The organism is Geodermatophilus sp. DSM 45219, from assembly GCF_900104025.1.
Lineage (GTDB): Bacteria > Actinomycetota > Actinomycetes > Mycobacteriales > Geodermatophilaceae > Geodermatophilus.
Genome location: NZ_FNIQ01000002.1, coordinates 122,704 through 147,868 on the forward strand (window position 1 = coordinate 122,704; position 25,165 = coordinate 147,868).

At 75.8% G+C, this 25,165-nt stretch carries 30 protein-coding genes; 14 read left to right on the plus strand and 16 right to left on the minus strand.

Translation table 11 applies throughout. The annotated features are described in order from the left end of the window. Window positions 1-4: 4 nt before the first annotated feature. On the minus strand, window positions 5-1,717 hold the full coding sequence (locus BLR12_RS05530; protein WP_091374690.1) for a BCCT family transporter: 1,713 nt from the start codon (window positions 1,715-1,717) through the stop codon (window positions 5-7). A gap of 329 nt (window positions 1,718-2,046) precedes the next feature. Here BLR12_RS05530 and BLR12_RS05535 point away from each other — a divergent pair, with 329 nt between their 5' ends. Genes BLR12_RS05535 through BLR12_RS05560 form a run of 6 tightly spaced genes read left to right on the plus strand, consistent with a single transcriptional unit; the run spans window position 2,047 to window position 6,808 of the window. Next, the gene (locus tag BLR12_RS05535) at window positions 2,047-2,733 is read left to right on the plus strand and encodes an amino acid synthesis family protein (protein WP_218120554.1); all 687 of its coding nucleotides are present in this window, start codon (window positions 2,047-2,049) and stop codon (window positions 2,731-2,733) included. Between the two features lies 1 nt (window position 2,734). Next, entirely contained in the window at window positions 2,735-3,286 is a 552-nt protein-coding gene (locus tag BLR12_RS05540; RefSeq protein WP_091374694.1) for an amino acid synthesis family protein, read from the plus strand. A 10-nt stretch (window positions 3,287-3,296) separates the two neighbouring features. Continuing rightward, complete coding sequence (locus BLR12_RS05545; RefSeq protein ID WP_091374698.1) at window positions 3,297-4,028, plus strand: alpha/beta fold hydrolase; 732 nt, start codon at window positions 3,297-3,299, stop codon at window positions 4,026-4,028. Beyond that, on the plus strand, window positions 4,021-5,508 hold the full coding sequence (locus BLR12_RS05550) for an aldehyde dehydrogenase (protein ID WP_091374702.1): 1,488 nt from the start codon (window positions 4,021-4,023) through the stop codon (window positions 5,506-5,508). Before BLR12_RS05545 ends, BLR12_RS05550 begins: the two co-directional genes overlap by 8 nt. Window positions 5,509-5,510: 2 nt before the next feature. Beyond that, window positions 5,511-5,762: a 2-hydroxymuconate tautomerase gene (locus BLR12_RS05555; RefSeq protein WP_091374705.1), complete on the plus strand. Its 252-nt coding sequence runs from the start codon at window positions 5,511-5,513 to the stop codon at window positions 5,760-5,762. Beyond that, window positions 5,759-6,808: an LLM class flavin-dependent oxidoreductase gene (locus tag BLR12_RS05560; protein ID WP_091374708.1), complete on the plus strand. Its 1,050-nt coding sequence runs from the start codon at window positions 5,759-5,761 to the stop codon at window positions 6,806-6,808. The genes BLR12_RS05555 and BLR12_RS05560 overlap by 4 nt, the downstream gene beginning before the upstream one ends. A gap of 47 nt (window positions 6,809-6,855) precedes the next feature. Here the strand turns inward: BLR12_RS05560 and BLR12_RS05565 are convergent, their stop codons facing one another. The 7 genes from BLR12_RS05565 to BLR12_RS05595 all read right to left on the minus strand — a co-directional run bounded on the left by BLR12_RS05565 (window position 6,856) and on the right by BLR12_RS05595 (window position 12,529). Beyond that, window positions 6,856-7,545 carry an alpha/beta fold hydrolase gene (locus tag BLR12_RS05565; RefSeq protein WP_176832369.1) on the minus strand — a complete coding sequence of 230 codons (690 nt, stop codon included), beginning with the start codon at window positions 7,543-7,545 and terminating at the stop codon, window positions 6,856-6,858. A gap of 8 nt (window positions 7,546-7,553) precedes the next feature. Beyond that, window positions 7,554-7,844, minus strand: a complete 291-nt coding sequence (locus BLR12_RS05570) for a putative quinol monooxygenase (RefSeq protein ID WP_091374712.1) — start codon at window positions 7,842-7,844, stop codon at window positions 7,554-7,556. 74 nt (window positions 7,845-7,918) lie between these two features. Then, entirely contained in the window at window positions 7,919-9,373 is a 1,455-nt protein-coding gene (locus BLR12_RS05575) for an amino acid permease (RefSeq protein ID WP_091374715.1), read from the minus strand. A 102-nt stretch (window positions 9,374-9,475) separates the two neighbouring features. Next, a complete protein-coding gene (locus tag BLR12_RS05580) occupies window positions 9,476-10,237 on the minus strand; it encodes an MBL fold metallo-hydrolase (RefSeq protein WP_091374718.1) in 762 nt (253 codons plus the stop codon). A gap of 66 nt (window positions 10,238-10,303) precedes the next feature. After that, a complete protein-coding gene (locus BLR12_RS05585) occupies window positions 10,304-10,873 on the minus strand; it encodes an Rv1733c family protein (protein ID WP_091374721.1) in 570 nt (189 codons plus the stop codon). Between the two features lie 67 nt (window positions 10,874-10,940). After that, window positions 10,941-11,915, minus strand: coding sequence for an NAD(P)-dependent alcohol dehydrogenase (locus tag BLR12_RS05590; RefSeq protein WP_091374725.1), 975 nt, complete (start codon window positions 11,913-11,915; stop codon window positions 10,941-10,943). After that, on the minus strand, window positions 11,912-12,529 hold the full coding sequence (locus BLR12_RS05595; RefSeq protein ID WP_176832370.1) for an NAD(P)-dependent oxidoreductase: 618 nt from the start codon (window positions 12,527-12,529) through the stop codon (window positions 11,912-11,914). The genes BLR12_RS05590 and BLR12_RS05595 overlap by 4 nt, the downstream gene beginning before the upstream one ends. Before the next feature lie 59 nt (window positions 12,530-12,588). Here BLR12_RS05595 and BLR12_RS05600 point away from each other — a divergent pair, with 59 nt between their 5' ends. Beyond that, window positions 12,589-13,074, plus strand: a complete 486-nt coding sequence (locus BLR12_RS05600; protein WP_091374730.1) for a MarR family winged helix-turn-helix transcriptional regulator — start codon at window positions 12,589-12,591, stop codon at window positions 13,072-13,074. Window positions 13,075-13,326: 252 nt separating this feature from the next. Here BLR12_RS05600 and BLR12_RS24330 read toward each other — a convergent pair whose 3' ends face one another. Continuing rightward, window positions 13,327-13,494, minus strand: coding sequence for a hypothetical protein (locus BLR12_RS24330; protein WP_176832371.1), 168 nt, complete (start codon window positions 13,492-13,494; stop codon window positions 13,327-13,329). A 71-nt stretch (window positions 13,495-13,565) separates the two neighbouring features. On the opposite strand from BLR12_RS24330, the gene BLR12_RS05610 reads away from it, so the two are divergent. Then, window positions 13,566-13,961, plus strand: coding sequence for a hypothetical protein (locus BLR12_RS05610; RefSeq protein ID WP_091374736.1), 396 nt, complete (start codon window positions 13,566-13,568; stop codon window positions 13,959-13,961). A gap of 200 nt (window positions 13,962-14,161) precedes the next feature. On the opposite strand, the gene BLR12_RS05615 is transcribed toward BLR12_RS05610, so the two are convergent. Then, window positions 14,162-14,812 (minus strand): NADPH-dependent F420 reductase, encoded by a 651-nt coding sequence (locus BLR12_RS05615; protein ID WP_091376442.1) that lies wholly within the window; start codon window positions 14,810-14,812, stop codon window positions 14,162-14,164. 112 nt (window positions 14,813-14,924) lie between these two features. Between BLR12_RS05615 and BLR12_RS05620 the strand changes: the two genes are divergently transcribed. Both BLR12_RS05620 and BLR12_RS05625 read left to right on the plus strand, forming a co-directional pair. Further along, window positions 14,925-15,437, plus strand: coding sequence for a universal stress protein (locus tag BLR12_RS05620; protein ID WP_091374739.1), 513 nt, complete (start codon window positions 14,925-14,927; stop codon window positions 15,435-15,437). Window positions 15,438-15,536: 99 nt separating this feature from the next. Next, the gene (locus BLR12_RS05625; RefSeq protein WP_091374742.1) at window positions 15,537-17,198 is read left to right on the plus strand and encodes a bifunctional 3'-5' exonuclease/DNA polymerase; all 1,662 of its coding nucleotides are present in this window, start codon (window positions 15,537-15,539) and stop codon (window positions 17,196-17,198) included. Between the two features lie 43 nt (window positions 17,199-17,241). Here BLR12_RS05625 and BLR12_RS05630 read toward each other — a convergent pair whose 3' ends face one another. The 4 genes from BLR12_RS05630 to BLR12_RS05645 all read right to left on the minus strand — a co-directional run bounded on the left by BLR12_RS05630 (window position 17,242) and on the right by BLR12_RS05645 (window position 21,429). After that, a complete protein-coding gene (locus tag BLR12_RS05630) occupies window positions 17,242-19,347 on the minus strand; it encodes a SpoIIE family protein phosphatase (RefSeq protein ID WP_091374746.1) in 2,106 nt (701 codons plus the stop codon). Window positions 19,348-19,519: 172 nt separating this feature from the next. Then, window positions 19,520-19,885 (minus strand): nuclear transport factor 2 family protein, encoded by a 366-nt coding sequence (locus BLR12_RS05635; RefSeq protein WP_091374749.1) that lies wholly within the window; start codon window positions 19,883-19,885, stop codon window positions 19,520-19,522. Window positions 19,886-19,986: 101 nt separating this feature from the next. Further along, complete coding sequence (locus BLR12_RS05640; RefSeq protein WP_091374752.1) at window positions 19,987-20,928, minus strand: bifunctional helix-turn-helix transcriptional regulator/GNAT family N-acetyltransferase; 942 nt, start codon at window positions 20,926-20,928, stop codon at window positions 19,987-19,989. A 27-nt stretch (window positions 20,929-20,955) separates the two neighbouring features. Then, window positions 20,956-21,429 (minus strand): DUF6194 family protein, encoded by a 474-nt coding sequence (locus tag BLR12_RS05645; protein WP_091374754.1) that lies wholly within the window; start codon window positions 21,427-21,429, stop codon window positions 20,956-20,958. A 62-nt stretch (window positions 21,430-21,491) separates the two neighbouring features. Between BLR12_RS05645 and BLR12_RS05650 the strand changes: the two genes are divergently transcribed. Then, window positions 21,492-22,217 (plus strand): MerR family transcriptional regulator, encoded by a 726-nt coding sequence (locus BLR12_RS05650; RefSeq protein ID WP_091374758.1) that lies wholly within the window; start codon window positions 21,492-21,494, stop codon window positions 22,215-22,217. Window positions 22,218-22,294: 77 nt separating this feature from the next. On the opposite strand, the gene BLR12_RS05655 is transcribed toward BLR12_RS05650, so the two are convergent. Beyond that, window positions 22,295-22,684, minus strand: coding sequence for a hypothetical protein (locus BLR12_RS05655; protein ID WP_091376445.1), 390 nt, complete (start codon window positions 22,682-22,684; stop codon window positions 22,295-22,297). 87 nt (window positions 22,685-22,771) lie between these two features. On the opposite strand from BLR12_RS05655, the gene BLR12_RS05660 reads away from it, so the two are divergent. Together BLR12_RS05660 and BLR12_RS05665 are read left to right on the plus strand one after the other, a co-directional pair. Continuing rightward, the gene (locus tag BLR12_RS05660) at window positions 22,772-23,545 is read left to right on the plus strand and encodes a helix-turn-helix domain-containing protein (protein ID WP_218120555.1); all 774 of its coding nucleotides are present in this window, start codon (window positions 22,772-22,774) and stop codon (window positions 23,543-23,545) included. Between the two features lie 47 nt (window positions 23,546-23,592). Continuing rightward, entirely contained in the window at window positions 23,593-24,393 is an 801-nt protein-coding gene (locus BLR12_RS05665) for a thioesterase family protein (protein ID WP_091374761.1), read from the plus strand. Between the two features lie 244 nt (window positions 24,394-24,637). Here BLR12_RS05665 and BLR12_RS05670 read toward each other — a convergent pair whose 3' ends face one another. Beyond that, on the minus strand, window positions 24,638-24,841 hold the full coding sequence (locus tag BLR12_RS05670) for a hypothetical protein (RefSeq protein WP_091376450.1): 204 nt from the start codon (window positions 24,839-24,841) through the stop codon (window positions 24,638-24,640). A 121-nt stretch (window positions 24,842-24,962) separates the two neighbouring features. Here BLR12_RS05670 and BLR12_RS05675 point away from each other — a divergent pair, with 121 nt between their 5' ends. Next, a complete protein-coding gene (locus tag BLR12_RS05675) occupies window positions 24,963-25,163 on the plus strand; it encodes a DUF1918 domain-containing protein (protein ID WP_091374765.1) in 201 nt (66 codons plus the stop codon). The last annotated feature ends 2 nt before the right edge of the window (window positions 25,164-25,165 follow it).

A 25,165-nucleotide genomic window follows, 5' to 3' on the forward strand; every position in this document is an offset into this window, starting at 1 on the left:
TGGGTCAGGTGGTGGACCGGTCGGCCGGGGCCGGGACGGCGGGGTCCCGCTCCGCCGCCCCGTCGTGGGCCGCCGCGGCCGGCGCCGCGAGGGGAGCCGGTGCGGAGGCGGCGGCCATGGCCGCGGCCGCCGCGCGCCGGTCGGCGGTGAGGTCCTTCCAGAAGGCGACGGTCAGCCCCGCGATGATGAGCAGGAACGGCGCCGAGGTGACGATCACCGTGTTCTGCAGGGCGCTGAGGCCGCCGGCCAGCATGAGGACGATCGCGGTGACGCCGGTGAGCACGCCCCACAGCACCAGCACCGGGCGGCGCGGGTTCAGCGAGCCGTCGGACGTCAGCATGCCCAGGACGTAGGTGTTCGCGTCCGCGCCGGAGACGAAGAACATGACCACCAGGACGATCGCGATCACCGAGGTCACCTCGGCGAGCGGGAAGGCCTCCAGCGTCGCGAAGAACGCGCTGTTGAGGTCGGCCGCGGTCTGCTCGGCGATGGTGCCGCCCTGGAACATGTCGATGTGGATGGCGGACCCGCCGAACACGGTGAACCAGGTGAAGAAGACGATGCTGGGGACGACGAGGACGCCGGTGACGAAGCCGCGGATCGTGCGGCCGCGGGAGATGCGGGCCAGGAAGATCCCGACGAAGGCCCCCCAGGAGACCCACCAGGCCATCATGAAGTAGGTCCACCACTGCATCCACTGCAGGTCGCCGAAGGCCGTGCCCTGCAGGCTCATCCGGAAGAAGTCGGTGGCCCACAGGCCGATCGACTCGGCGTAGAGGTTGAACAGGAACACCGTCGGGCCGGCCACCAGCACGAAGAGGAACAGCAGCACCGCCAGCACCGCGCTGCCCTGGCTGAGGTACTTGATGCCCCGGCTCACGCCGGTCACCGCCGACATCGTGAACAGCGCGGTGATCGCCGCGATGATCAGCACCTGGCTCACCGAGTTCACCGGGACGCCGAACAGCGTGGCCAGGCCGTTGTTCACCTGCAGCGCCCCGAGCCCCAGCGAGGTCGTGGTGCCGAAGAGGGTCGCGAAGACCGCCAGGATGTCGATCGCCTTGCCGATCGGGCCGTCGACCCGGTCGCCCAGCAGCGGGCGGAACAGCTGGGCGACCGTCGTCCGCCGGCCCTTGCGGTAGGTGGAGTAGGCGATGGCCAGGCCGAAGACGGCGAAGATCGCCCAGGCGTGCAGGCCCCAGTCGAAGTAGGCGTACTGCAGCGCCCGCACCGCGGCCTCCGGTGAGCCGGCCTCCGCGAGGCCGTGCGGCGGGGTGGCGAAGTGCGAGATCGGCTCGGCGACGCCGTAGGAGACCAGGCCGATCCCCATGACCGCGGCGCAGATCATCGCGAACCAGGTCGGCGTGGAGAACTCGGGGCGGTCGGTGTCCCGGCCCAGCCGGATGTCACCGGCCGGGCTGAAGGCCAGGAACACGAGGAAGACCAGGATCGCCAGCGTCACGACCAGGTAGGTCCACCCGAAGGACTCGGTGAGCCAGTTCAGCGACGTCGTGGTGACGGTCGTGAGGTTCTCCGTGAGCAGGACCCCCCACGCGACGAACACCGCGGAGATGGCCACCGAGGTCCAGAAGACCGATCCCAGCCGGCCGCTGTCCGCGGTGTCGGGGACGGCGTCGGCCGGCAGCGTGGCGAGGTCCGGAGCCGGCGCGGGGGCCGCCGGCTGCTGGGGCACGCGCGCTCCGAGGTCACTGGACATGAGGCTCCTCGAGGGGTGGTACGGCGCGATCTACGCCGTCTCTGGTATGCCACAGGACGTTAGGAGCGACACACTCCGGCTGTCAATAGGCAGCCTCCGGTTCGTCGCCGCACGACCCTGCCGGTCAGCCCCCGCCGTGCGTGCAGAAGGCGGTACGCCGACGTATCGACGCAGCTCAACGCCGATCAAGTGATCAAGGAGCCGCGCGTCCGACATGGCGGCCCGTCGCTCGCTACCAGCACTTCGCGGCCCGGCGTTGACGGCCCGGCGATGACGGCGCTACCGTCCTGTGCCATGCAACAAGCTCCCACCAGGCAGTGGAGGTGCGCGTGACCGCCATCGAGATCGCCCAGGCCCGGCACGCCACCCCGGCAGGCGTGACCCGGGGGGCGGGACCGGCCGTGCACGAGGGCGCGGCCCACGCGGCGGTCGGCGTCCGGAAGGTCGTGCTCTACCGCGAGACGGTGCTCGGCGAGAACGGCAGCGCCCCCGCCGTCCCGGTGCAGCGGGCCACCGCCGCCGCGGTGCTCGCCAACCCCTGGGCCGGCACCGGCCCGGCGACCGACCTGTCCGCGGAGGTGGCGGTCCTCGCCCCGGTGCTGGCCCGGCTGCTGACCGACCGGCTGATCGCCGCCCTGGGCGGCGTGGACCGCATCGAGGCCTTCGGCAAGGCGGCCGTCGTCGGGACCGCCGGGGAGCTCGAGCACGCGGCCGCGCTGATCCACACGCCGTACTTCGGCAACCTGGTGCGCGACTTCCTGGACGGCGAGTCGATCATCTGCTTCGCCGACACACGGGCCGACGCGGGCGAGGCGTTGGTCGTGCCCATGTGGCACAAGACCCAGGCAGCCACCCGCAGCCACTACCAGACGGTGACCGCGCGGGTGTCCGACGCGCCCCGTGCCGACGAGATCGTCGTCATCGCCGCAGCTTCCACCGGTCCCCGCCCGCACCCGCGCATCGGGGACCGCACCACCGACCCCGTCGTGACCGCCGAGAGCCTGGGAGTTTCCTGACATGAAGGTGCGCAAGATCGTGACCATCGTCGAGGAGACCTGCGCGGAGGGCGGCCGTGAGGTCAGCCCCGCCGCGCGGGTCGCCGTCGTCGCCGCCGTGATCGAGAACCCCTGGGCGGGGCAGGGCTTCGTCGAGGACCTCCAGCCCGGCATCGAGCAGAACGCCTCGCCCCTGGGCGCCCTCATCGCCCCTCAGGTGCTGGAGGCGCTCGGCGCACCGGCCGAGGCCTACGGCAAGGCCGCCGTCGTCGGGCTGGACGGCGAGGTCGAGCACGGGTCCGCGCTGATCCACACGCTCAAGTTCGGCGACCACTTCCGGAAGGCCGCCGGCGCGACGACCCTCCTGCCGGCCGTGGAGAAGCGCGGTCCCGCCGGCGTCGTCTTCGACATCCCGCTCAAGCACGTCACCGACGCGACCATCCGGTCGCACCACCAGACGATCGAGGTCCGCCTCGCCGACGCGCCCCACCCGGGCGAGCTGGTCATCGCCCTGGCGGCGGCTGCGCAGGGGCGGCCCCAGCAGCGGCTGGCCCCGCTCTCGACCGAGCGCTGAGCTGACGGCCATGGCGAGGTCCCCGTTGGTCCTGCTGCACGGGGTGGGCCTGGACTCCACCATGTGGGAGCCCGTCACGGCCCTGCTCGAGGACGACGTCGACGTGCGGGCCCTGGACCTGCCCGGGCACGGCCGGCGCGAGCCCGCTCCGGACGGCGTCACGCTCGCCGACCTGGCCGCCGGCGTCGCCGGGGAGGTCCCGCCCGGCTCGCACCTCGTCGGGTTCTCCCTGGGCGCGCTCGTCGCGCAGCACCTGGCCCGGCACCGTCCCGACCTGGTGGCGACGCTGACCTCGGTCAGCTCGGTGTGCCGGCGCACCGAGGCGGAGCGGGCGGCGGTGCTGGCCCGGCTGGACTCGGCCGCCGCCGACTTCCCCGGCAGCGTCGCCGCGTCGCTGCAGCGCTGGTACGACGGCACCGGCACCGCCCCCGAGGTGGTGCGCCGGACGGAGGCCACGCTGCTGGCCAACGACGTCCCGTCGTACCTGAACTGCTACCGGGTCTTCGCCACCGCGGACGCCGAGATCGCCCCCGAGCTGCCACGGATAGCCGTCCCGTCGCTGGCGGTCACCGGCGAGCTCGACCCGGGCTCCACGCCGGGGATGACCCACCGGCTGGCCGACGCGATCCCGGACTGCCGGGCCGTCGTCGTCCCCGGCGCGCGGCACATGCTGCCGGTCCAGCGCCCGCAGGACCTCGTCACCTGTCTGACCACCTTCATCGGAGAGAGGGCCCATGTCTGACCTCGGGCAGTTCGAGCACCACATCGGCGGCGAGTGGGTGGCGCCGGCGGCCGGCGAGTACTTCGAGAGCACCAACCCGGCGACGGGTGCCGCGCTCTACACCGCGGCGCGCGGCGACGCGGCCGACGTGTCGCGCGCCGTGCGTGCCGCCCGGACCGCCTTCGAGGACCCGCGCTGGCGGGACCTCAGCCAGACCCGCCGGGGTCACCTGCTGCGCCGGCTCGGCGACCTCGTCGGCGAGCACGCCGAGGAGCTGGCCCGGATGGAGACGCAGGACAACGGCAAGCTGCTGCGCGAGATGCGCGGGCAGCTGACCACCCTGCCCGAGTACTACTGGTACTACGCCGGGCTGGCCGACAAGATCCAGGGCGACGTCATCCCGACCTCGGACCGCCGGGTGCTGAACTACACCACCCGCGAGCCGCTCGGGGTCGTCGGCGCGATCACCCCGTGGAACTCCCCGCTGACCCTGACCACCAGCAAGCTCGCCCCGGCGCTGTGCGCCGGCAACACGGTGGTCATCAAGCCGTCGGAGTACACCTCGGCGACGGTGCTGAAGCTCGCCGAGCTGGTGCTGGAGGCGGGCTTCCCGCCCGGCGCGGTCAACGTGGTGACCGGCTTCGGGCCGGAGGCCGGGCAGGCGCTGGTCGACCACCCGGACCTGGCGAAGATCTCCTTCACCGGCAGCACCGGCACCGGGGCCCGGATCGCCGCGAGCACGGCGGCCCGGTTCATCGGCTCGACGCTCGAGCTCGGCGGGAAGTCGCCCAACATCGTCTTCGAGGACGCGGACGTCGCCAACGCCTCGATGGGCGTCGTGGCCGGCATCTTCGCCGCCGCCGGGCAGACCTGCATCGCCGGCAGCCGGGTGTTCGCGCACCGGTCGGTCTACGACGAGCTGCTGGAGCGGGTGACCGAGCGGGCCCGCAGCATCCGGATCGGCGACCCGCTGCAGGACAGCACCGAGCTGGGTCCGCTGGCCTTCGCCGACCAGCGGGACAAGGTCGCCGGGTACGTCGACATCGGCCGCAGCGAGGGCGCCCGGGTGCTCACCGGCGGGCGGCCCACCGACGGCGGGCTGGGCGGCTTCTTCTACGAGCCGACCGTGCTGGTCGACGTGGACAACTCCATGCGCGTCGTCCGGGAGGAGATCTTCGGTCCGGTGGCGGCGGTCATGCCGTTCGACTCCGAGGAGGAGGTCGTGCGGCTGGCCAACGACACCGAGTACGGGCTGGCTGCCGGCGTCTGGACCTCGGACCTGTCCCGGGCGCACCGGATGGCTTCGCGGCTGGAGGCCGGGACCATCTGGGTCAACACCTACCGGGCCATGTCGCCGATGTCGCCGCGGCAGGGCTTCAAGAACAGCGGGGTGGGCGTCGAGCACGGCACGGAGACGATCCGCGAGTACACGCGGCTCAAGAGCGTGTGGATCAACACCAGCCAGGAGCCGGTGGCCGACCCGTTCGTCATGCGGAGCTGAGCGTGCCCCTCGTCGAGGTGACCCTCGGTGCCGGGCGCACCGACCAGCAGGTCCGCGAGCTGATCCACGAGGTGCACGCGGCCGTGACCCGGACGACCGGCGCCCGGTCCGAGCACGTCCGGGTCATCGTCCGCGAGGTCCCGCGGGCCCACTGGGCCACCGGGGACGTGACCCTGAGCGAGATGGACGCCGCCGCGCCGCCGTCCGCCCCTTCCACCACCACCACCACCACCGTCAGTCAGGAGCCGACGTGAAGTTCTCACTGTTCGTCCACATGGAGCGCTGGGACGACTCGGTCAGCCACCGCCAGCTGTTCGAGGACCTGACCGAGCTGACCCTCATGGCCGAGGCCGGTGGCTTCAGCACCGTGTGGATCGGCGAGCACCACTCGATGGAGTACACGATCTCCCCGAGCCCGATGCCGCAGCTGGCCTACCTGGCGGCCCGCACGGAGCGGATCCGGCTGGGCGCGGGCACCATCATCGCCCCGTTCTGGAACCCGATCCGGGTCGCCGGCGAGTGCGCGCTGCTCGACGTGATCAGCGACGGCCGGATGGAGGTGGGCCTCGCGCGCGGCGCCTACCAGTTCGAGTTCGACCGGCTGGCCGGGGGGATCCCCGCCTCCAGCGGGGGCACGCACCTGCGCGAGATGGTCCCGGCCGTCCAGGCGCTGTGGCAGGGCGACTACGCGCACGAGGGGGAGATCTGGCAGTTCCCCACCTCGACCAGCGTGCCCAAGCCGGTCCAGCGGCCCGGACCGCCCGTGTGGATCGCGGCGCGCGACCCCGACTCGCACGACTTCGCGGTCAGGTCCGGGTGCAACGTCATGGTCACCCCGCTGATGAAGGGCGACGAGGAGGTGCTCGACCTGACCCGCAAGTTCGAGACCGCCGTGGCCGCCCACCCGGAGGTGTCCCGCCCCCAGCTCATGGTGCTGCGGCACACCCACGTGCACTCCCCGGACGACCCGGACGGCTGGCGACCCGCGGCCGAGGCGGTCTCCCGGTTCTACCGGACCTTCGACGCGTGGTTCGGCAACGAGGCCACGCCGGTGGACGGGTTCCTGGAGCCCAGCCCGGAGTCGAAGTTCGAGGGCCGCCCGGAGTTCGAGCCGGAGAGCCTGCACAAGACCGCGATGATCGGGACGCCGGAGGAGGTCGTCGAGCGGATCCGCTACTACCAGGAGCTCGGCGTCGACGAGTTCAGCTTCTGGTGCGACAACAGCCTGCCGCACGAGGAGAAGCGGAAGTCGCTGGCCCTGTTCATCGAGCACGTGGTGCCGGCCTTCGCGCAGGCCTGACCGCGCGGCCCGGCCGTGACGCACGGACGCCACGGCCCGGGCCGCCGTCAGCCCTGGGCGCGCACCCGGTCGGCGATCAGCCCGGCGACGAGCCCGGGCCGGCTGAGCAGCGGGCTGTGGCCGCACGACCACGGCACGCTGCGGGTCGCGCGGCCGGCCATGGCCCGCTGCAGGTCCGGGTGGACGACCTCGTCGGCGGTGCAGACGGCGTAGGTGGAGGGGACCGACCGCCAGGCGACCGCCTCCGGCACGCCGCGGAAGACGGCGCGGCGGACCGGGCGCAGCCGGGCCGCCGCCGCGGCCGCCAGGTCGGCCGGGGCGTCGCGGTAGAGCAGCTGCAGGCCCAGGACGGGGTCCAGGGCGACCTCGTCCCCGGACACCCGCAGCGCCTCGCCCAGCCGGGTGTCGGGCAGGTCCGCGAAGCGCGTCCGGCCGACCGACTCGCCCTCGTCGAGCTGGAAGGCCGCCAGGTAGACCAGCTCGCGCACGAGCGGGTGGACGCCGGCGGCGGTGACGACCGCGCCGCCGTAGGAGTGCCCGACGAGCACCGCCGGACGGCCGAAGGCGTCCAGGGCGTCCCGTGCCGCGCGGGTGTCGGCGGCCAGGTCGGTCAGCGGCAGCTCGACGGCGGCGCTGTGCACGCCGTCCTCGGCCAGCGCCGCGCGGACGGCGTCCCAGCACCACGCGCCGTGCCACAGCCCGTGCACCAGCACGGCTCCCGGCGCCGAGTCGTCCACCGGGGGCCTCAGAGGTCGAGGGTCTCGGAGAAGGCGCGCTCCCGGCTGGCCAGCAGCGGGAGCGTGGGGACGGCGATCCGCCGGAAGTGCTCGGACTCCCCGTGCGCCCGGTAGGCCGCCTCGTCGTCGTAGACCTCGAAGAGCTCGAAGACCAGCGGCCGGTCCGGCTCCTGGTGGGCCAGCCACAGCCGGCAGCCCGGTTCCTGCCGGGACAGCGGCCCGAGCCGGGCCAGCGCGTCGCGGACGGCGTCCACCGACGCCTCGGTCGCCGTCCACGTGGCCCGCACGACGTAGCCCACCGCTGCCCCTCTCCCCGGCGCCCCCGTGGCGCCGTCCCGGGCCGCAGTCTCGCCGACGCCGGGGCGGCATCCGGTCAGGGGGTCGGGGTCGGCCGTCGCCGGTGGTGCGGGCTGTCCGGGTTGAGCAGCGAGTGCCGGCGGCCGTAGGCGAAGTAGATGACGAACCCGATGACCAGCCACACGCCGAAGCGGGCCCAGGTCTCCCAGGGCAGCTGGTAGATCAGGAACAGCGACGACAGGACCCCGAACGCCGGGACGAAGGGCATGAACGGCAGCCGGAACGAGCGGGGCGTGTCGGGCCGGGTGTAGCGGAACAGGATGACCGCGGCGCACACCACGATGAACGCCGACAGGATCCCGATGTTGGTCAGGTCCGCGACGGCGCGGATCGGGAAGACCCCGGCGAGCAGGGCCGAGCCGATGCCGGCGATCCAGGTCACCCGCTGCGGGGTGCCGTGGCGGTCCACTCCGGCGAACCACGGGGGCAGCAGCCCGTCGCGGCTCATGGAGAACCACACCCGGGTGACGCCGAGCAGGAAGGTCAGCATCACGGTCAGGATGGACAGCACGGCGAACACCGAGATGATGCCGGCGATCACCGGCAGGCCGACGCTGGTGAAGGCCGAGGCGAAGCCGGCCGTCGGGTCGATGTCCTGGTAGTCCTGCATCCCGGTGAGCACCAGCGTGGCCGCCACGTACAGCACCATCGCGATGACCAGCGACAGGATGATCGCCCGGGGCATGTGCTTCTTGCCGTCCTCGGCCTCCTCGGCGGCGGTGCTCATGGCGTCGTAGCCGAAGACGGCGAAGAAGACGGTGGCCGCGCCGGTGAGCACCGGGCCGAACCCGGCCGGCAGGAACGGGTCGTAGTTCCCGGCGTCTATGTAGAAGACGCCCAGCCCGATGATGAACAGGATCAGCAGGATCTTGATCGCCACGGCGACGAGCTCGAACCGGCCGAAGGTCCTGGTGCCACGGCTGAGGATGAAGGTCACGAGCAGGCAGATCAGGACGGCCGGGACGTTGACGACACCGCCCTCCTCGGCCGACGCGGTGAGCGACACCGGCAGGCCGACCCCGAAGCCGTCGAGGAACGCCTCCAGGTAGCCCGAGATGCCGATCGCCACGACCGCGACGATGGCGATGTACTCCAGCAGCAGGTCCCAGCCGATGAACCACCCGATGACCTCGCCCAGGGCCACGTAGCCGTAGGTGTAGGCCGAGCCCGCCCGCGGGATCATCCCGGCGAACTCGGCGTAGGACATCGCCGCGGCCGCCGACGCCAGCCCGGCGATGAGGAAGGCGATCAGCACGGCCGGGCCCACGCCGGGGTTGTCCTCGTCGCCGGCCGCCACCAGCCCGGCGAGGGAGAAGATCCCGACGCCGATGATGCCGCCGACCCCGATCGCGGTCAGCTGCCAGAGCCCCAGGCTCTTGGTCAGCGCGCCGGCTCCGCTGTCCTGCTCGATCTCGTCCATCCGGTCGACCGGCATCCGCCGCCAGATCGACCGCTCCGCTCGCGTGCTCATGGGTCCCCCTCGGGCCCCGGGGGGGCCGTGGCAGTGCTCGGCGAGGCCGCGACAGGTGGATGGTGGGTGCCGCCCGGCCCGGCCGTCAACGCAGCGGGGAGTTCACCCGAGCTGCAGGCGGTCGGCGATCCCGGCCGCGGTGAAGGCGGCCACCAGGTCGTCCCTGCTCTCGCTGAAGTGCGCCCAGCTGTCGCAGTGGGCGGGGACGACCCGGCGGGCGCCGAGGACCGTCGCGGCCTCGGCGGCCAGCGCACCGTCGATCGTGAGCAGCGCGCCGTCGAACAGGGCGGTGCGGGCGGCGCCGGCGAACAGCACCGCGGTGTCCACCAGCCCGACGCGGTCGGCGATCTCGCGGACGACGTCCAACGACGCGTTGTCCCCGCTGACGTGCACGGTCGGCAGGTCCGGGGCGGTGAGCACGAAGCCGACGACCTCGCCGGTCACCGGCTCGCAACCCTCGGGCCCGTGCCGGGCGGGCGTCGCGGTCACCGTGACGGTGCCGCCGTCCGGGCGGGTCAGCTCGACGGCCTCCCAGGGGGCGAGCCCGCGGGTCGTCCCGCCGAGGCGCCCGGCGGCGCTGCGGGTGGTGAGCACGACCGGGACGTCGGCGAGCAGCGCGCGGCCCGACGCGTCGAGGTTGTCGGGGTGCTGGTCGTGGGACAGCAGCACCACGTCGACCGGCCCGAGGTCGGCCGGGTCGGCGGCGGACGGTGCGGTCTTGGTGAGCACCCGACCACCGCCGAGCGGGTAGTCGCCCGGAGCGTCGAAGGTCGGGTCGGTGAGGAGGCGGAGCCCGCCGTAGCCGATGAGCGTCGTCGGTCCGCCCAGGACGCGGACGGGGACCTGCTCGGGGGTGTCGGGCACGGGGCACCTCTCGGGATCGGCGGCAGCGGCACGCCGACGCTAGGCCCGGGCCGCGACCGGCGCAGGTCAGGGGACCCGGCGGCTCCAGGTGGGCTCGACGCGGGCCCACCCGCGGGTCCACCGCCGGTCCCGCTGCCGCTCCAGCACCCGGCACAGCCCGACGTGGGCGAGGACGGCGGCGCCGACCCCGCCGGCCCAGCCCACCCCGACCAGGACCAGGGTGCTGCGCCGCACCTCCGCCGCGGTCATCGGCTCGTCGACGCGCCGCCCGTCGGACGCCGTCCACACCGTCAGGGTGTCCCCGGCCCGGGTGGTGGGGCGCACGGGGACCTCGCCGGTGACCACGGTCCCGCCGGGGGAGACCCACTGCGCCGCGACGGGGACGCGGGTCCGCGGCGAGGTGTCGCCGGGCACCTCGGGATCGGCGGTCACCACGGCGGTGACCGGCGTGCGCTCCGCGGCCTGCTGACGGGCGAGGTCGGCCAGGTCGGACCGGACGACGCCCCCGACGGTGAGCGCGACCGGGACCGACAGCAGCACCAGCAACAGCACGACGACCCGGGACACGGCCTCGACGCGGTCGCTGCCGCGCTTGAGCGGGCCCGAGCCCAGGGTGAACCGGCGGACCAGAGCCACGGCGCCCCCTCCCGTCGACCGACCTGACCGGTCACTGTCCCAGCTGGAGGCTCCGGGCGGGGACGGGTCAGCCGGGCCGGTCGGCGAGCGACACCACCACCTTGCCGCGCAGCCGCCCGGAGCCCGCGTGACCAAGGGCCGACGCCACGTCCTCCAGGGGCACGACGCGGTCGAGCGGGACGCGCAGGCGGCCGGTGTCGACGAGGTGGGCGAGGTAGGCCAGGTCGACCGGTGACCGGCGGGTCGCGACCGCGGTCGCACGCGGCCCACCGCCCGGGCGGAGTGCGCGCAGCCTGTCGGGGGACAGCGGCCGGGTCGACACCAGGACGCCGTCGTCGGTCAGCGCGGGCCGCACCGCGGCGAACCGCAGCGCGCCGGGCGCGTCGAGCACGACGTCCCACCGCCGGCCGGCGGCGAGCACGTCGTCCCGGTGCCGGTCGAGGACGTCGTCGGCGCCCAGGTCGTGGAGCAGGTCGGCCCGGGCGGGGTCGGCGAGCGCGGTGACGGAGGCGCCGGCGAGCCGGGCGAGCTGCACGGCGTACGCGCCGATCCCCCCGGCCGCCCCGACGACCAGGACCCGCGGGGCGGTGCGAACGTGCAGGGCGCCCCGGCCGTGCAGGGCCTGCAGGGCGGTCAGCCCGGCCAGCGGGATCGCGGCCGCCTGCTCGAGGTCGACAGTGCGGGGAGCGCGGGCGGTGCGGTGCTGGGGCAGCAGGACCAGCTCGGCCATCGCGCCCCCGGTGTGGCCGATGAGGGCCATCACCCGGTCGCCGACCGCGAAGCCGGTGACGGCCGGCCCGCACGCCACGACCTGGCCCGCCAGGTCGAACCCCGGGGCGACGCGGCCGCCGCCGAGGGCCCGGAACGACCGCCCGCCACGGAGCAGCCCGAGGTCGGTGCCGTTGACGCTGGACGCGGCCACCCGCACGAGCACCTGGCTGCCCGTCGGGGGTGCGGGTGCAGGCACCTCGACGACCCGCGGTACGACCGACCCGCCGCTGCGGACGAGCCGCACGGCGCGCATCGGGGAGGCGCCGGTCACCGGCCGGCGACCAGCGGTGCCTGCCGGAGGTAGTCGGGCCGGCCCGCCAGGTCGGCGAGGAAGGCCGCGAGGTCGGCCCGCGGGATCGACGTGCGGCGCGGGGAGCACCCGGCGGAGTGCTCGACCCGCCCCGTCGGCGGTCCGTCGACCAGGCGCGGGGCCCGCACGAGCGTCCAGTCCAGGTCGCTGGCCGCCCACGTCTCCCGCTCCAGCGCCTTGTCCCGCACGGTCTGCCCGCCCAGCCGCTGCAGGAGTGCGGAGACGACGCGGTCGCGCCGCGACTTGCGGTCGCCGGGGACGTCCACCCCCGCGCCGCTCACCCCGACGAAGCGGCGCACGCCCGCCTCCCGCAAGGCGGTCACCAGCAGCGGCGCGACCTCCCGGTGCAGCGTGCCGTCGCCGCGGCGCGGACCGAGCGCGGACACCACCGCGTCGGCGCCGTCCACCAGGGCGCTCAGGGCGCCTGGGTCGCGGGCGTCCCCCGCCACCCAGGTCACCGCCTCCGGCCCGGCCGGATCCGGCGCCCTGGTCAGGGCGACGACGGTGTGGCCGCGCCGCACCAGCTCGTCGACCAGCAGCCGGCCGGTCGCCCCCGTCGCGCCGAGTACCGCCACCCGCACAGCCACCACTCCCTCTCGACCGGGGCCGACCCGGTCATGTGTACGGTACACACGTGACGGAGCCGGCGTCGGTCGACCTGCAGCTGCTCGACGAGGCGCTGGTCCGGCTCCGCCGGCTGTGGACGGCGTCGCGGGCCTCCGTCGTCGACGAGCTCGGCCGGCGGGTGGAGATGTCCAGCGTGCTGGTGGTGGAGGCCTGCGCCCGTGCGGGGTCGCACGGCGCCGAGGTCACCGTGGGTGACGTGGCCGCCTTCCTCGACGTCGAGCCGTCCACCGCGAGCCGGATGGTGGACCGGGCGGAGACCGCGGGGCTGGTCCGGCGCACGGCCTCCACCGTGGACGGACGCCGGGCCGCGCTGCGTCCCACCGACGCCGGCCGCGCCCTGCGCGCCCGGGCGACCGCCGCCCGGCTCGGCTGGCTGGGCGGGGTGGTCGCGGACTGGCGCCCGGAGGACGTGCACGCCCTGGCCGCGGCGCTCGCCTCGTTCGCCGACGCGGTCGCCGCGGCCCCACCGCCGGGACCGGCCGCACGCGGCTGAGCGAGGCGGGGGCCGGGCCGGCGTCCGGCAGCCTGCGCGGGCACACCCACCGTGCCGCACGAGAGGACGTCCGGGAGCACGGCGACCGACCCCTCGCACCGCGCCGGTCGAGCGAGCCACCGACCGGTCGTGGGACGAGTGGCTGCGGTCCATGGCGGCCATCGGCGCCGAGCACCTCGACCACGGTCGGGCGGCACCCGTGGCCGTGGCGCTGTGCCCGGCGATCCGGCCACCGGCGGGGGAGTCGGGTGCTCAGGGGGACGGCGCGGGAGGGCGAGGGGCCTCGAGCAGCAGTTCGAGGAAGTGCTCCACGGCCGCGAGCTCGGGATCCCCCAGCTCGGCGGTGGCCCGCTGGATCGCCTGGGCGAGCGGCCGGAGGTGCTGCGCGCCGAAGCCGGAGGCCGTCGGGGTCAGCGTCACGATGACCTTGCGCCGGTCGCCGGGATCCCGGTTCCGCTGCTGAGGCGACCTCACCCGTCGACCGGTGGACGGTGCGGGTCCCGCTGGGGCTGTTCACCGGCTGGGTGACCCTGGCGACCGCGGCCGGCACCACCGAGGCCCTGATCGCCGCCGGCGCCGGCGACCTGTGGCCCGGCCGGCAGTCCTGGGCGGTCGCCGTGCTCGGCGTCGCCGGCGGCGTGGCCGCCGTCGTCACCCGCGCGGTGCCGGTCTCGCTGGCCTGTCCCGCCGCCGTCGTGTGGGGGCTGGTCGGGACCGTCGCCCGGTCCCTGCCCGAGCGCCCCGTCCCCGGCATCGCCGCGGCCGCGGCGGCCGCGGCGGTGCTCGGTGCCGCGGCCTCCCCACGCCGCGCGGGCCGCGGGCGGGCAGGGCGGCGTCGGACGCCGGAGCCGCGCCGCGCGCCCGGGCGGATCTCGGGTCGCCCGTGAGCGTGCCGGACCGACCCCTGGACGTACCGCTCCGGAGACGTCGGACGACCACGTGGGCACGCAGCCCGTGGCGGCACCCAGGCCGTCCGCCGTCGCCGGCCCCACGGCAGCCGCCGGCTCTCGGCTCCTGCACCTCCGCGGGGTGGGCGGCCCTCACCCGTCGGTCGGCAGGTGGCCGGTCGGGCGGACCGGGCCCGCGCTCAGGCCGTGTCGCGGGAGCGGTGCGCCTCGGCGGCCGCGCGGCGGAGCCCCTCGGCGTCGAGCTCGGGGCCGTAGCCGGGGGTGCCGGGCTGGACCCGCCACCCCTCGGCGAGCGGGCCGAGGTCGACCACGTCGAAGCCGAACCCCTCGACGAGGGCGGCGACGACGGCCCTGGCCTCGTCGTCGTCCCCGGCGACGGCCAGGGCACGACGGCCGGGCGTGCCCGCCGGCGTGCCGTGGTCGGCGAGGTGGCCGGCCTGGATGTGGTTGAAGGCCTTGACCACCCTGGACTCCGGCAGGTGCGCCTGCAGCAGCTCCGACGACGTGGTGGTCCCGTCGTCCAGCTCGGCGATCCGCCCGTCCCGCTGCGGGTAGTAGTTGTTCGTGTCGACGACGACCTTGCCGCGCAGGGGCTCCACCGGCACCTGGCGGTAGTTCCCCAGCGGGATCGTCACGACCACGACGTCGCCCGCCGCCGCCGCGCCCTCGGCGGTGTCCGCGCGTGCGTCCGGCCCGAGCTCGGCGACCAGGTCGCCCAGCGTCCCGGGTCCGCGCGAGTTGGACAGCACGACCCGGTGGCCGTGGTCCACCGCCAGGCGGGCCAGGGTGCCGCCGATGGTGCCGCTGCCGATCAGTCCGATGGTGGCCATGCCCGTCGACAGCACCGCGGCGGGACCGGGTGTTCCACCGGCCGGCAGGGGGCTGACGGCCACGGTGGCGCGCGGCGCCCCCGTGCTCGTCCGGCTCTCGTAGGGTCCGCCCATGACTCAGGGGATGGACGTGGAGGAGCAGGACGACGGCGTCGCGCGGACGGCCGACGTCCCCGGCGGCGTGCTGGTCGCGCACGACGGGTCGGACTGCGCCCGGGAGGCGCTGCAGTGGGCCGCGGGCCTCGCGGTCCGGGCCGGTTACCCGCTGCACGTGCTGCGCGCCTGGAAGATCACCACCGCGCCGCAGCCGGCCACCTGGGAGCCGGGGTACGTGCCCCCGCTCGAGGACTTCGAGAAGGCGGTGCGGGACGAGCTGGAGGCCTCCGTGGCCGCCGCGGAGCTGGACCCGGCCCTGTCGGTCACCTGCCACGTGGCGCACGGGGCGGCCGCGCGCCGGATCATCGAGTCAGCCGCCCGCGCCGACCTGCTGGTGGTCGGCGCGCGCGGCCTCGGTGGCTTCGCCGGCCTGGTGCTCGGCTCGGTCAGCGACCAGCTCGTCCGGCACGCACCGTGCCCGGTCACGGTGGTGCGGACCGGCACGACGCTCCACGACGCGGGGGACTGAGCAGCCCGCCGGCTCGGTTCGGCGAGGGGTGACCGACACCCGCCCGGCGCGCGCCCGGCGCGCGCACGACCTGTCGGACGGGGCGGCGAGACTGCCGGGGTGGACCGGATCCTCCTCGTGCGCCGGCCCGAGGGCGCCGTGGAGGCGCACGAGCCGGGCGACGACGGGACGGCGTCCCGCCTCACCCGGCTCCCCGCCGCCGAGCTCGCCCGGTTCGTGCGGGACCGGGAGCGGTCGCCGGTGCGCTGGGTGTGGGACGACACCACGCGCTGGTACCCGGCGCTGCTGGACGCCGGCGTGCGGGTGGCGCGGTGCACCGACCTGCGGCTCACCCACGCGGTGCTGCGGCGCTCGCCCCTCGTCGACCGGTCGCTGCTCGCCGCCGCCGAGACACCCGGCTGGGACGCGCTGCAGCCGGTGACCGCGTCCGACCCGGCCCTCTTCCCGCTCGCGGACCCCGCCGACGGCCTCGACCCGGTCGCCGAGGACGCCCGCCAGCAGGCGGCGCTGGCCGCGTCGGCGGAACGGGGCCGCCTGGCCCTGCTGCTGGCCGCCGAGTCCTCCGGGGCGCTGGTGGCCGCGGAGATGACGCACACCGGCCTGCCGTGGCGGGCCGACGTCCACGAGCGGCTGCTCACCGACCTGCTGGGCCCTCGGCCCGCGCACGGCGCCCGCCCCGCGACGCTGGAGGCGCTGGCCGGGGAGGTGCGCGGAGCGCTGCGGGCGCCGGACCTGAACCCGGACTCGCCCGGCGCCCTGCTGGCGGCGTTGCAGGCGGCCGGGCTGGCCGTGGCGGACACCCGCTCCTGGAGCCTGGAGCAGCTGGACCACCCCGTCGTCGCCCCGCTGCTGGAGTACAAGCGGCTCGCCCGGCTGATGACCGCCAACGGGTGGGCCTGGCTGGACGCCTGGGTCCGCGACGGCCGGTTCCGGTCGTGGTTCGTGCCCGGCGGGGTGGTGACCGGACGGTGGGCGAGCAACGGCGGGGGAGCGCTGTCGGTGCCGACCCAGGTGCGCCCCGCGGCCGTGGCGGACGACGGCTGGCGGCTCGTGGTCGCCGACGTCGCCCAGCTGGAGCCCCGCGTGCTGGCCGGCATGAGCGGGGACGACGCCATGGCCGAGGCGGCCCGCGCCGCCGACCTCTACGCGGGCATGGTGGCCGCCGGCACCGTGGAGACCCGGGCGCAGGCCAAGCTCGCCCTCCTCGGCGCGATGTACGGCGCCACCCGCGGCGAGAGCGGCCGCATCATGCCGCGGCTGGCCCGCCGGTACCCCCGGGCGATCGCGCTGGTGGAGGAGGCGGCCCGGGCCGGGGAGCGCGGCGAGGTGGTGCACACCCTGCTGGGCCGCGGCTCCCCGCGCCCCACCGGCGCGTGGGCGGAGCGCTCCGTCGGGCTGGGCGAGCCGGTCGAGGCCGCCGGGTCCCGGGAGGAGCGCGACCGGCAGCGCCGGGCCTGGGGGCGGTTCACCCGCAACTTCGTCGTCCAGGGCACCGGTGCGGAGTGGGCGCTGTGCTGGCTGGCCGACCTGCGCAACCGGCTGTGGCGCCTCGGCGGCCCCGGGCCGCTGGGGGAGCGGCCGCACCTGGCCTTCTTCCTGCACGACGAGGTCGTCGTCCACGCTCCCGAGCACCTGGCCGACGCCGTCGCCGGGGAGGTGCGGGCGGCCGCCGCCACGGCCGGCCGCCTGCTGTTCGGCGACTTCCCGGTCGACTTCCCGCTCGACGTGTCGGTCGTGCGGTCCTGGGCCGACGCCGGCTGAGCCCGGACGGGTGCCCCGGAGCCCTGTGCGCGGTCCCCGGCCCTCAGCGGCCGGGAGGTGCCGGGGCGGGCACCACGTCGGGTCCGGCCACCGGTGGCCGGGGGCGGTCCTGGCGGTGCAGCCGGACGGCGACCAGGACGACGTCGTCGTCGGGCCGGCCGTGCACCATGCGCTCCAGCACGCCGTCGCAGAGGACGTCGAGGTCCGAGCCGGCGAGCTCCGCCACCACGGACACCAGCCGGTCGATGCCCTCGTCGAGGGTCGCGTCGCGCCGCTCGATGAGCCCGTCGGTGTACAGCAGCACCGTCGCGTCCCGCCCCAGGGTGGCGACGTGCTCCTCGCGCCGCGTGCCGGGGTCGACCCCGAGCAGCAGGTCAACGCGGCGAGCGGTCTGGACGGCGACGGTGCCGTCGGACGACAGCACCAGCGGCGGCGGGTGCCCGGCGTTGGACCACACCATGCGGGTCAGCCCCTGCGCGTGCTCCTCGTCGCTCTGCTCGAAGCGCGCGATCGCCGCGGTGGCCAGCGTGCGCAGCATCAGCGACTCCATCGCGGCGTCCAGCCCGCGCAGGACCTCGGCCGGCCCGGCGCCGCTGTACACGGCGATGCCGCGCAGCAGCCCGCGCAGCTGGCCCATGGCCGCCGCGGCGGCGGTGTCGTGCCCGGCGACGTCCCCGATCACCAGCATGGTGGCCCCACCGGGCTGGAGGAACGCGTCGTACCAGTCGCCGCCGACCTGGGCGGCCTCGGCGGCCGGGAGGTACCGGACGACGACCTGCGCGTGGTCGGGCTCGGGTGGGTCGGTGAGCAGGCTGCGCTGCAGTCCCTCGGCCAGTTGCGCCTGGGCGTTGGTGAGCCGGGCGTTGTCCAGCGCCAGGCCGACGCGGTCGGCGATGTCCTGGGCGGTCGACTCGTCGTCCGCTGCGCGCACCCGCCCGGCGGAGCCGACCAGGGTGAGCACACCCAGCACCCGGCCGCGCCCGCGGATGGGCAGCTGGACCGTCCACCCCGCCCCGGGCGGGACGCCGGTCAGCTGCTGCGGGACCCCGGTGTCCGGCACCCGGGTCACCGCTTCCTCCACCGGCGTCCCGTCGTCCACGGCCCCTGGCCGGCCGACGTCGCCGGCGCGGCCGACCCCGTCGGCGAGGGTGACGGTGCAGCCGTCCGCCAGGAGCGGGACCAGCAGGGCCGGCAGGCCGGCCACCGTGCCGAGGACGTCGGGGGCGGCGACGAGGTCGGCGTTGACCCGGGCCAGCAGCGCCAGCCGGGCCGTGGAGCGCTCGGCCTGCTCGGCGCTGCGCCGGCGGGCGGTGACGTCGGCGAAGTACAGCGACAGCCCGTCGGGGTTGGGCCAGCAGAGCACCTCGAACCACGTGTCCAGCGGCGCCGGGTAGTAGGCCTCCAGCGTCTGCGCGACGCCGGTGTCGACCGCGGCCCGGTAGGCGGCCTCGAACTCGTTGCCGACCGTGTCGGGGAAGGCGTCCCAGATCCGGCGGCCGATCAGCTCGCCGCGGGGGCGGCCGAGCAGCTGCTCGGCCGCGGGGTTGAGCAGGATGAACCGCCACTCGGTGTCCAGCGACAGGAACCCCGAGGGCATCGCCTCGAGCACGCGCGCGGTCCGCTGCTCGGCCTCGCGGGCGGCCTGGATCTCGGTGGAGCGGGCGTAGAGCTCTGCCTCCACCTCCTCCGCCCGCGACCGCCACTGCCGTCCGGTCGCGTCCTCCAGCTGGGCCGCCTGCCGCTCGTGGACGTAGGCGGTCACCTCGTCCACCCGCTGGACGAGCAGCTCGACCCCGCCGTCCGCTCCCGCGACGGGGACCACGACGTGGGACCACCAGCGCTCGGCCGTGCGCCCGGACGCCGGGTCCACGACGTCGTACCGCTCCACGAACGAGGGATCCGGCTTCCCGGTCTGCAGCACGCGGCGGAAGGACCGCACCAGCCGCGGCTCACCGGCCTCGTCGACGGCATCCGAGGTCGGGGGGAACACCTCGAAGACCGGGCGGCCCACCAGCTCCTGGCGCGTCCGGCCGACCATGCCCAGGTACGCGCCGTTGGCGTCGACGACGACCAGATCGGGGGTCACCACGAGATGTGGCGACGGCAGCGCCGCGAACAGTCGTTCGTAGTCCCGGTCCTGTCGGTCCACGGTGTCCTCTCGTCGGCGCCCTGCCGCAGAGGGGACGGGTACCAGGATCCTCCTCCCACCGTCCGGTCACGTCACCGCAACGGCCCGTGTCGCCGCTCACGCAGCGGCGCCCGCGGTCAGCTCCCGGGCCGCAGGTGTCCGTGGGCGTGCCGGGCCATCCGCTGCCGCGGCGTCACGCCGGAGGCCGGCCCTCCACGTCCATGCGCTGCACCAGGTCGCCCGCGAAGGTGTAGACGTGCCGGACCGAGCTCCGGGCGAGCACGGCGCCGGAGCCGTCGCGGACGACCTGGCGGACGACGACCTCGACCGTGCCGTCGGAGCGCTCGCGGATGCCGGTCGGCTGGACGGCGGTGCGGATCTCCGCCCACTGGCGCTCCCAGTAGCGGCGGACGGCGTCCTGCCCGACGACCCGGCCGCCCTCCCAGCCGTTGGGCCAGTCGACGTCCGGGGTCATGGCGGCCAGGACGGCGTCGACGTCCCGGGCGTTGAAGGCCCGGTACAGCGCTCGCAGCAGCTCCTCGTGGCCTGGTGCGGTCATGGGCGGGCGTCCTCCCGGCTCGGCGGTGTGGGGGAGGACGCTCGCACGGCGACGGCGGCACGTCATCGACCAGCTCTACCGTCATCCCCAGCAGGGGCCGTCTACCGGGGCCTCCCGGTCGGCGAGTGCCCTCGCGACGGCACACCGGTGCCCTGCTGAGCGTCGAGGTGCTTCTCGAACCAGTGGTCGGCGAACGGCTCGTCGTTGAAGGCCGGGACCTCGCGGTACCCGGCCGACCGGTAGAAGGTGATCGCCTCGGCGAGGGACCGGTTGGTCTCCAGCCGCAGCGTCCGGACGCCGGCGGCCCGCGCGTGCTCCTCGACCGCGCCGAGCAGCCGCCGTCCCACCCCGAGGCCGCGCACGGAGTCGGCCACCCACATCCGCTTGACCTCCGCCGGCTCGCGCCCGTGGGACTTCAGCGCGGCGCAGCCCACCGGCTCGCCGTGCAGCCGGGCCAGCAGGAGCAGTCCCGCGGGCGGGACCAGCTCGTCGTCGGCGGCGGGGAGGCTGCGGCCGGGGTCGAAGCCGTCCGGGAAGCGGCGGGCGAGCTCGGCGAAGTACGCGGCGATGCAGGCCCGCGCGTCCGGGTCGCGGGGGTCGGCCGGGCGGACGTCGACCATCGAGGCCTGCAGCAGCCGTTCCACCTCGGCCATCGCGGCGACCAGCCGGCTCCGCTGCGCTGCGCCGAGCCCGGCCAGCACCGCGGCGGCCGCCTCGTCGGAGCGGGCGTCCAGTTCGCCGCGCTCGCGGACGCCGGACGGGGTGAGCCGGGCGACGCGGACCCGCCCGTCCGCCGGGCTGGCCGCCACCGAGACGAGCCCCTCGGCCTCCAGCGCCCGCAGCACGCGGCTCAGGTACCCGGAGTCCAGGTCGAGCCGGGAGCGCAGCGTCCGGACATCGGTGCCGTCCGCGCCGACCTCCCACAGCACGCGGGAGTGCCCGAGCGGCCGGCCACGGGCGAGGAAGGCGTCCTCGAGGGCGCCGATGCGCTGGGTGACCGTGCGGTTGAACCGGCGGACCTGCGCCACCGCCTCCTCGTCCATCCTCTGACCTTAGTCAGAGGATGCTGCTCAGTGCGGTGCCGCCGCGGTGCGGCGCTCGTACCGCGCCCGGGCGAGCGCGTGGGCCGTCCGGAGCAGGTCACGGAGGGGCTCTCCCGTGCGCGGGCCCGGGTCCACGACGGCGAGCCAGCCGAGGTGGCCGTAGACGGGGTGGGCGACGAGCACGTCCGGCGTGCTCGGGTCCACGTCGTCGGTGTCCGGGTCGCGCGGGTGGCGACCGGCCCACCGCCGGAACCCGTCGGTCCCGGCGGCGACGTTGACGCGGAAGGCGCCGGGGCGGTCCAGCCGGGAGCCCTCGTCGCCGGGGTGGTCCTGGGTGACGATGGTGGCAAAGGGCTGGGTGCGCGGGACGACGCCGTCCGGGGCGTAGTAGCAGAACGCGTCGCCCCAGCTGACCTCCGGTGACCCGTCGCCCGGCCGCGGCCGCAGCGTCAGCACGCCGCCCAGGCTCTCGGTGAACGCGATGACCTCGTCCATGTCCATGGGTTCGAGTGTTTCGCTCAGGTGCTGGTGGAGACTTCCGGGGTCTCGACCGAGAGGATCGCATGAGAAGTCTCCAGTCGGGCCTGCGGACGGTCGACGTCGCCCGGCGGGCCGGGTACTCGGTCCAGCAGGTCCGCGACCTGGAGCGCGACGGCGTGCTGCCGCCCGTGCCCCGCACCGCGTCCGGCCACCGCAGCCACAGCGAGGCGCACGTCCGGGCGGCGCTGGCCTACCGCGCCCTCGCCGCCGGCGTGGGCCCGGTCGACGCCAAGGCGATCATGCGCGCGGCGCACCGCGACCCGTCCCGGCTGCTGGCGCTCCTCGACGAGGGGCACGCCCGGCTGCACGCCGAACGGCGGGACGTCGCGCGGGCCAGGGAGGCGGCCGCGGCCATCGCCGCCGAGCCGATCGACCAGCCGCGTCCGTCCGACGCGATGGGCGTCTCCGAGCTCGCCGGCGCGCTCGGCGTCCGGCCGTCGACGCTGCGGCACTGGGACGCCGAGGGGCTCGTGGTGCCCCGACGATCGCCGGGTGGTCGGGCCCGCAGCTACTCGCCGGGCGACGTCCGGGACGCGCGGATCGTCCACCAGCTGCGTCGCGCCGGGTACGGCATCGAGGCGCTCCGGGCGCTGGTGCCCGAGCTGCGCCGCGCCGGGCGGTGGGCGGAGGTCGAGGCCGCGCTGGCCGCCCGGGACGCCGCCCTCACCGCCCGCTCGCGGTCCCTCCTGCGCGGCGCCGCCGCCCTGGAGGCGGTGCTCACCGGAGGACACCTCCCTCCTCCGGGCTGAGCACGGTGGCCCGGTCGTCGTCGCCCGTGACGCCGCACCGCACGTCACAGGCGACGATGCGGCTGCCGCCGGTCACCTCACGCGCGGCGCAGCCCGGCGACCTGGAGGGCGGCGAAGCCCGCGACGACGACGCCCTGCAGCACGATCCACACCGTGCCGACGGTCGTGGGACCGCCGGTGCCGGCCGCGGCGACGGCGAGGCTGCCGGTCGCCCAGAGCGCGTTGGCCGCGACGACGGGGACGACGGCGGACGGCGCGGGCCGCGCAGCGACCGCCCAGACACCGGCGCCGAAGAGCAGCAGGAAGGCGCCGACGCCGCGCAGCCACCCCGCGGGCAGCCCGAGCAGGTCGGCGAGCAGCGGCGCGGCCAGCAGGTACGCGGCACCGTTGGCCGCGGTGACGACGGCGTCCAGCCGCAGCGCGAGCCGCAGCAGCGAGGAGCGGGCGGGAGCAGTGGTGGTGGTCATGGCGACCACGCTGCCGCCGGCGGGGGAGCGGGTCGATTACCTGCGGGGTAGGCGACGGCGCCCCCGCCCGTCGCTAGCGTCGCCGGGGTGACCGCCGCCCGGACCGGACCCTCCGTGGGGGACCTGCTGCGCACCTGGCGGCAGCGCCGCCGGCTGTCCCAGCTCGACCTGTCCACCGAGGCCGGGGTCTCCGCGCGGCACCTGAGCTTCGTGGAGACCGGCCGGGCCCGGCCCAGCCGGGAGATGGTGCTGCACCTGGCCGAGCAGCTGGAGGTCCCGCTGCGCGAGCGCAACGAGCTGCTGCTCGCGGCCGGATTCGCCCCCGTGTACGGACGGCGGGGCCTCGACGCGCCCGACATGGCCGCCGTCCGCACCGCCGTGGACCTGGTGCTCACGGCCCACGAGCCCTTCCCGGTGGCCGTCGTCGACCGGTCGTGGGAGCTGGTGGCCGGCAACCGCGGCCTCGCGCTGCTCACCGCCGGCGTCGACCCCGACCTGCTCGAGCCCCCGGTCAACGTGCTGCGACTGGGCCTGCACCCCCGCGGGCTGGCGCGGCGGGTCCTCAACCTGCCGCAGTGGCGCACCCACCTGCTCACCCGCCTGGCCCGAGAGGCGCACCTCACCGCCGACCCCGGTCTCGCCGCGCTGCACCGCGAGCTCGCGGCGCTGCCGGGCGGCACCGACCGGCGGCTCCCCGACGGCATCGCCGTCCCGCTGCGCCTCCGGCACGGGGACGGCGTGCTGTCCCTCCTCAGCACGGTGACCACCTTCGGCACCGCCGTCGACCTCACCGCCGCGGAGCTCTCCATCGAGGCGTTCCTGCCCGCCGACGCCGCCACCGCCGAGGCGCTGCGCAGCTGAGGGTGCGGCCCGGTGTCGGGCCCCCCGGCCCTGGTAGGGAGTCGGGCATGCCCGACGCCCCGGTCTACTTCGAGCGCACCGGCCCGTCCCGCTTCCGCGCGACCGAGCGCACCGGCGGCGCGTGGTCGGTCACCGAGCAGCACGTCAGCCCGCTGAACGGGCTGCTCGTGCACGCGATCGACCGGGCCGTCGCCGAGCGGGCGGCCGGGAGCGCGCCGAACCCCCTGGCCACCGCGCGCATCACCTTCGACATCCTCGGCGTCGTCCCGATCGGCGAGGTCGAGGTGCACGTCGAGGTGGTCCGCCCGGGGCGGACCATCGAGCTGCTCGAGGCCGTCGCCGTCTCCGGCGGCCGGCCCGTCCTGCGGGCCCGCGCGTGGCGGCTGGCCCGGCACGACACCGCGGCGGTCGCCGGTGGAGCGCCCGACGCCCTGACCCCACCGGACGGGCTGGCGCCGGCCGACCTCGCCGCCGTGTGGCCCGGGGGCTACATCGCCTCGCTCGACGTGCGCCCGCTGCGGGCACCGGAGCCGGGGCGGGCCACGGTCTGGCTCACCACCCCGGTCGCGCTGGTCGCCGGCGAGCCGGTCAGCGACCTGGCCCGCTTCGCCGGCCTCGTCGACACCGCCAACGGCATCGGCGTGCGCGAGTCGCCGGCAGCGTGGATGTTCCCCAACGTCGACCTGACCGTCCACCTGCACCGGCAGCCCTCGGGGCCCTGGGTGGGCCTGGACACCACCGTCGTCTTCGGGCCCGAGGGGCACGGCCTCACCACGACCGTGCTGCACGACCTCGCCGGCCCGGTCGGCCGGGCCGAGCAGCTGCTGACCGTGCGCCCGCTGGCCTGACGCGACGGGCGGTCGGCCGGTCAGGACCGCCCAGTTGTACGCGCCCAGCAGCCGCTCGCCGTCCCCGGTGACGGCGTGGGTGACCTGCTCGTCGGCGACGTGCACCTGCCCGGGGGGTTAGCGTCCGACTCGTCACGTCCTCGACCGTTATCCCCAACTGAACCGCCGTACGAGCGACAGCCGAGCCAGCAACGACGCAGGAACGCCTCGTCGCCGACGGACTGGACCGGCTCCGACCGGGGGTTCAGGCCTGCGCGAGTCGCGCGCACTCCGGACAGGGGTGCGCCGAGCCGAGCCCGCGCCGCCCGGCCCAGCTGCCCTGGACGACGGCGACCGGGGTGCCACAGGCGGCGACCCACGGCGGCGGGCCGTCCGCGGCCTCCCGGGGGACGGCGTGGGCCAGCTCGCTCTCCTGGTCGCGGCCGGCCGCGTGCGAGGGGCTCGTCATGCTCTCCAGCATGGGCCCGGGCCGCGGCCAGGACGGGCGCCGGGTCCCTTGATCGGTCCCCGTCCCAGGGGCAGGCTGTGACGCACAGCACACAGACGGGGCCAGCCGCCGGGAGGTCGTCGTGGAAGCACGCGTGGGGGACCGGATCGTCGTCCGGTCCACGCACCAGGGGGAGGCCGAGCGCACCGGCCGGGTGCTCGAGGTCAGGGGAGCGGGCGGCGGGCCGCCCTACGTCGTCCGGTGGGACCCCGACGGGCACACCGGCGTCTTCCACCCGGCCGCGGGCACCTGCGCCGTCGTCCCCGAGCCGGCGAACGGCTGAGC

What these genes read in the sequence shown, in the direction of transcription:
- BLR12_RS05530 (WP_091374690.1), bottom strand. Translation starts at nt 1,717, where the DNA reads ATGTCCAGTGACCTCGGAGCGCGCGTGCCCCAGCAGCCGGCGGCCCCC.
- BLR12_RS05540 (WP_091374694.1), top strand. Translation starts at nt 2,735, where the DNA reads ATGAAGGTGCGCAAGATCGTGACCATCGTCGAGGAGACCTGCGCGGAG.
- BLR12_RS05545 (WP_091374698.1), top strand. Translation starts at nt 3,297, where the DNA reads ATGGCGAGGTCCCCGTTGGTCCTGCTGCACGGGGTGGGCCTGGACTCC.
- BLR12_RS05550 (WP_091374702.1), top strand. Translation starts at nt 4,021, where the DNA reads ATGTCTGACCTCGGGCAGTTCGAGCACCACATCGGCGGCGAGTGGGTG.
- BLR12_RS05575 (WP_091374715.1), bottom strand. Translation starts at nt 9,373, where the DNA reads ATGAGCACGCGAGCGGAGCGGTCGATCTGGCGGCGGATGCCGGTCGAC.
- BLR12_RS05615 (WP_091376442.1), bottom strand. Translation starts at nt 14,812, where the DNA reads ATGGCCACCATCGGACTGATCGGCAGCGGCACCATCGGCGGCACCCTG.
- BLR12_RS05620 (WP_091374739.1), top strand. Translation starts at nt 14,925, where the DNA reads ATGACTCAGGGGATGGACGTGGAGGAGCAGGACGACGGCGTCGCGCGG.
- BLR12_RS05635 (WP_091374749.1), bottom strand. Translation starts at nt 19,885, where the DNA reads ATGACCGCACCAGGCCACGAGGAGCTGCTGCGAGCGCTGTACCGGGCC.
- BLR12_RS05640 (WP_091374752.1), bottom strand. Translation starts at nt 20,928, where the DNA reads ATGGACGAGGAGGCGGTGGCGCAGGTCCGCCGGTTCAACCGCACGGTC.
- BLR12_RS05645 (WP_091374754.1), bottom strand. Translation starts at nt 21,429, where the DNA reads ATGGACATGGACGAGGTCATCGCGTTCACCGAGAGCCTGGGCGGCGTG.
- BLR12_RS05650 (WP_091374758.1), top strand. Translation starts at nt 21,492, where the DNA reads ATGAGAAGTCTCCAGTCGGGCCTGCGGACGGTCGACGTCGCCCGGCGG.
- BLR12_RS05655 (WP_091376445.1), bottom strand. Translation starts at nt 22,684, where the DNA reads ATGACCACCACCACTGCTCCCGCCCGCTCCTCGCTGCTGCGGCTCGCG.
- BLR12_RS05665 (WP_091374761.1), top strand. Translation starts at nt 23,593, where the DNA reads ATGCCCGACGCCCCGGTCTACTTCGAGCGCACCGGCCCGTCCCGCTTC.
- BLR12_RS05670 (WP_091376450.1), bottom strand. Translation starts at nt 24,841, where the DNA reads ATGACGAGCCCCTCGCACGCGGCCGGCCGCGACCAGGAGAGCGAGCTG.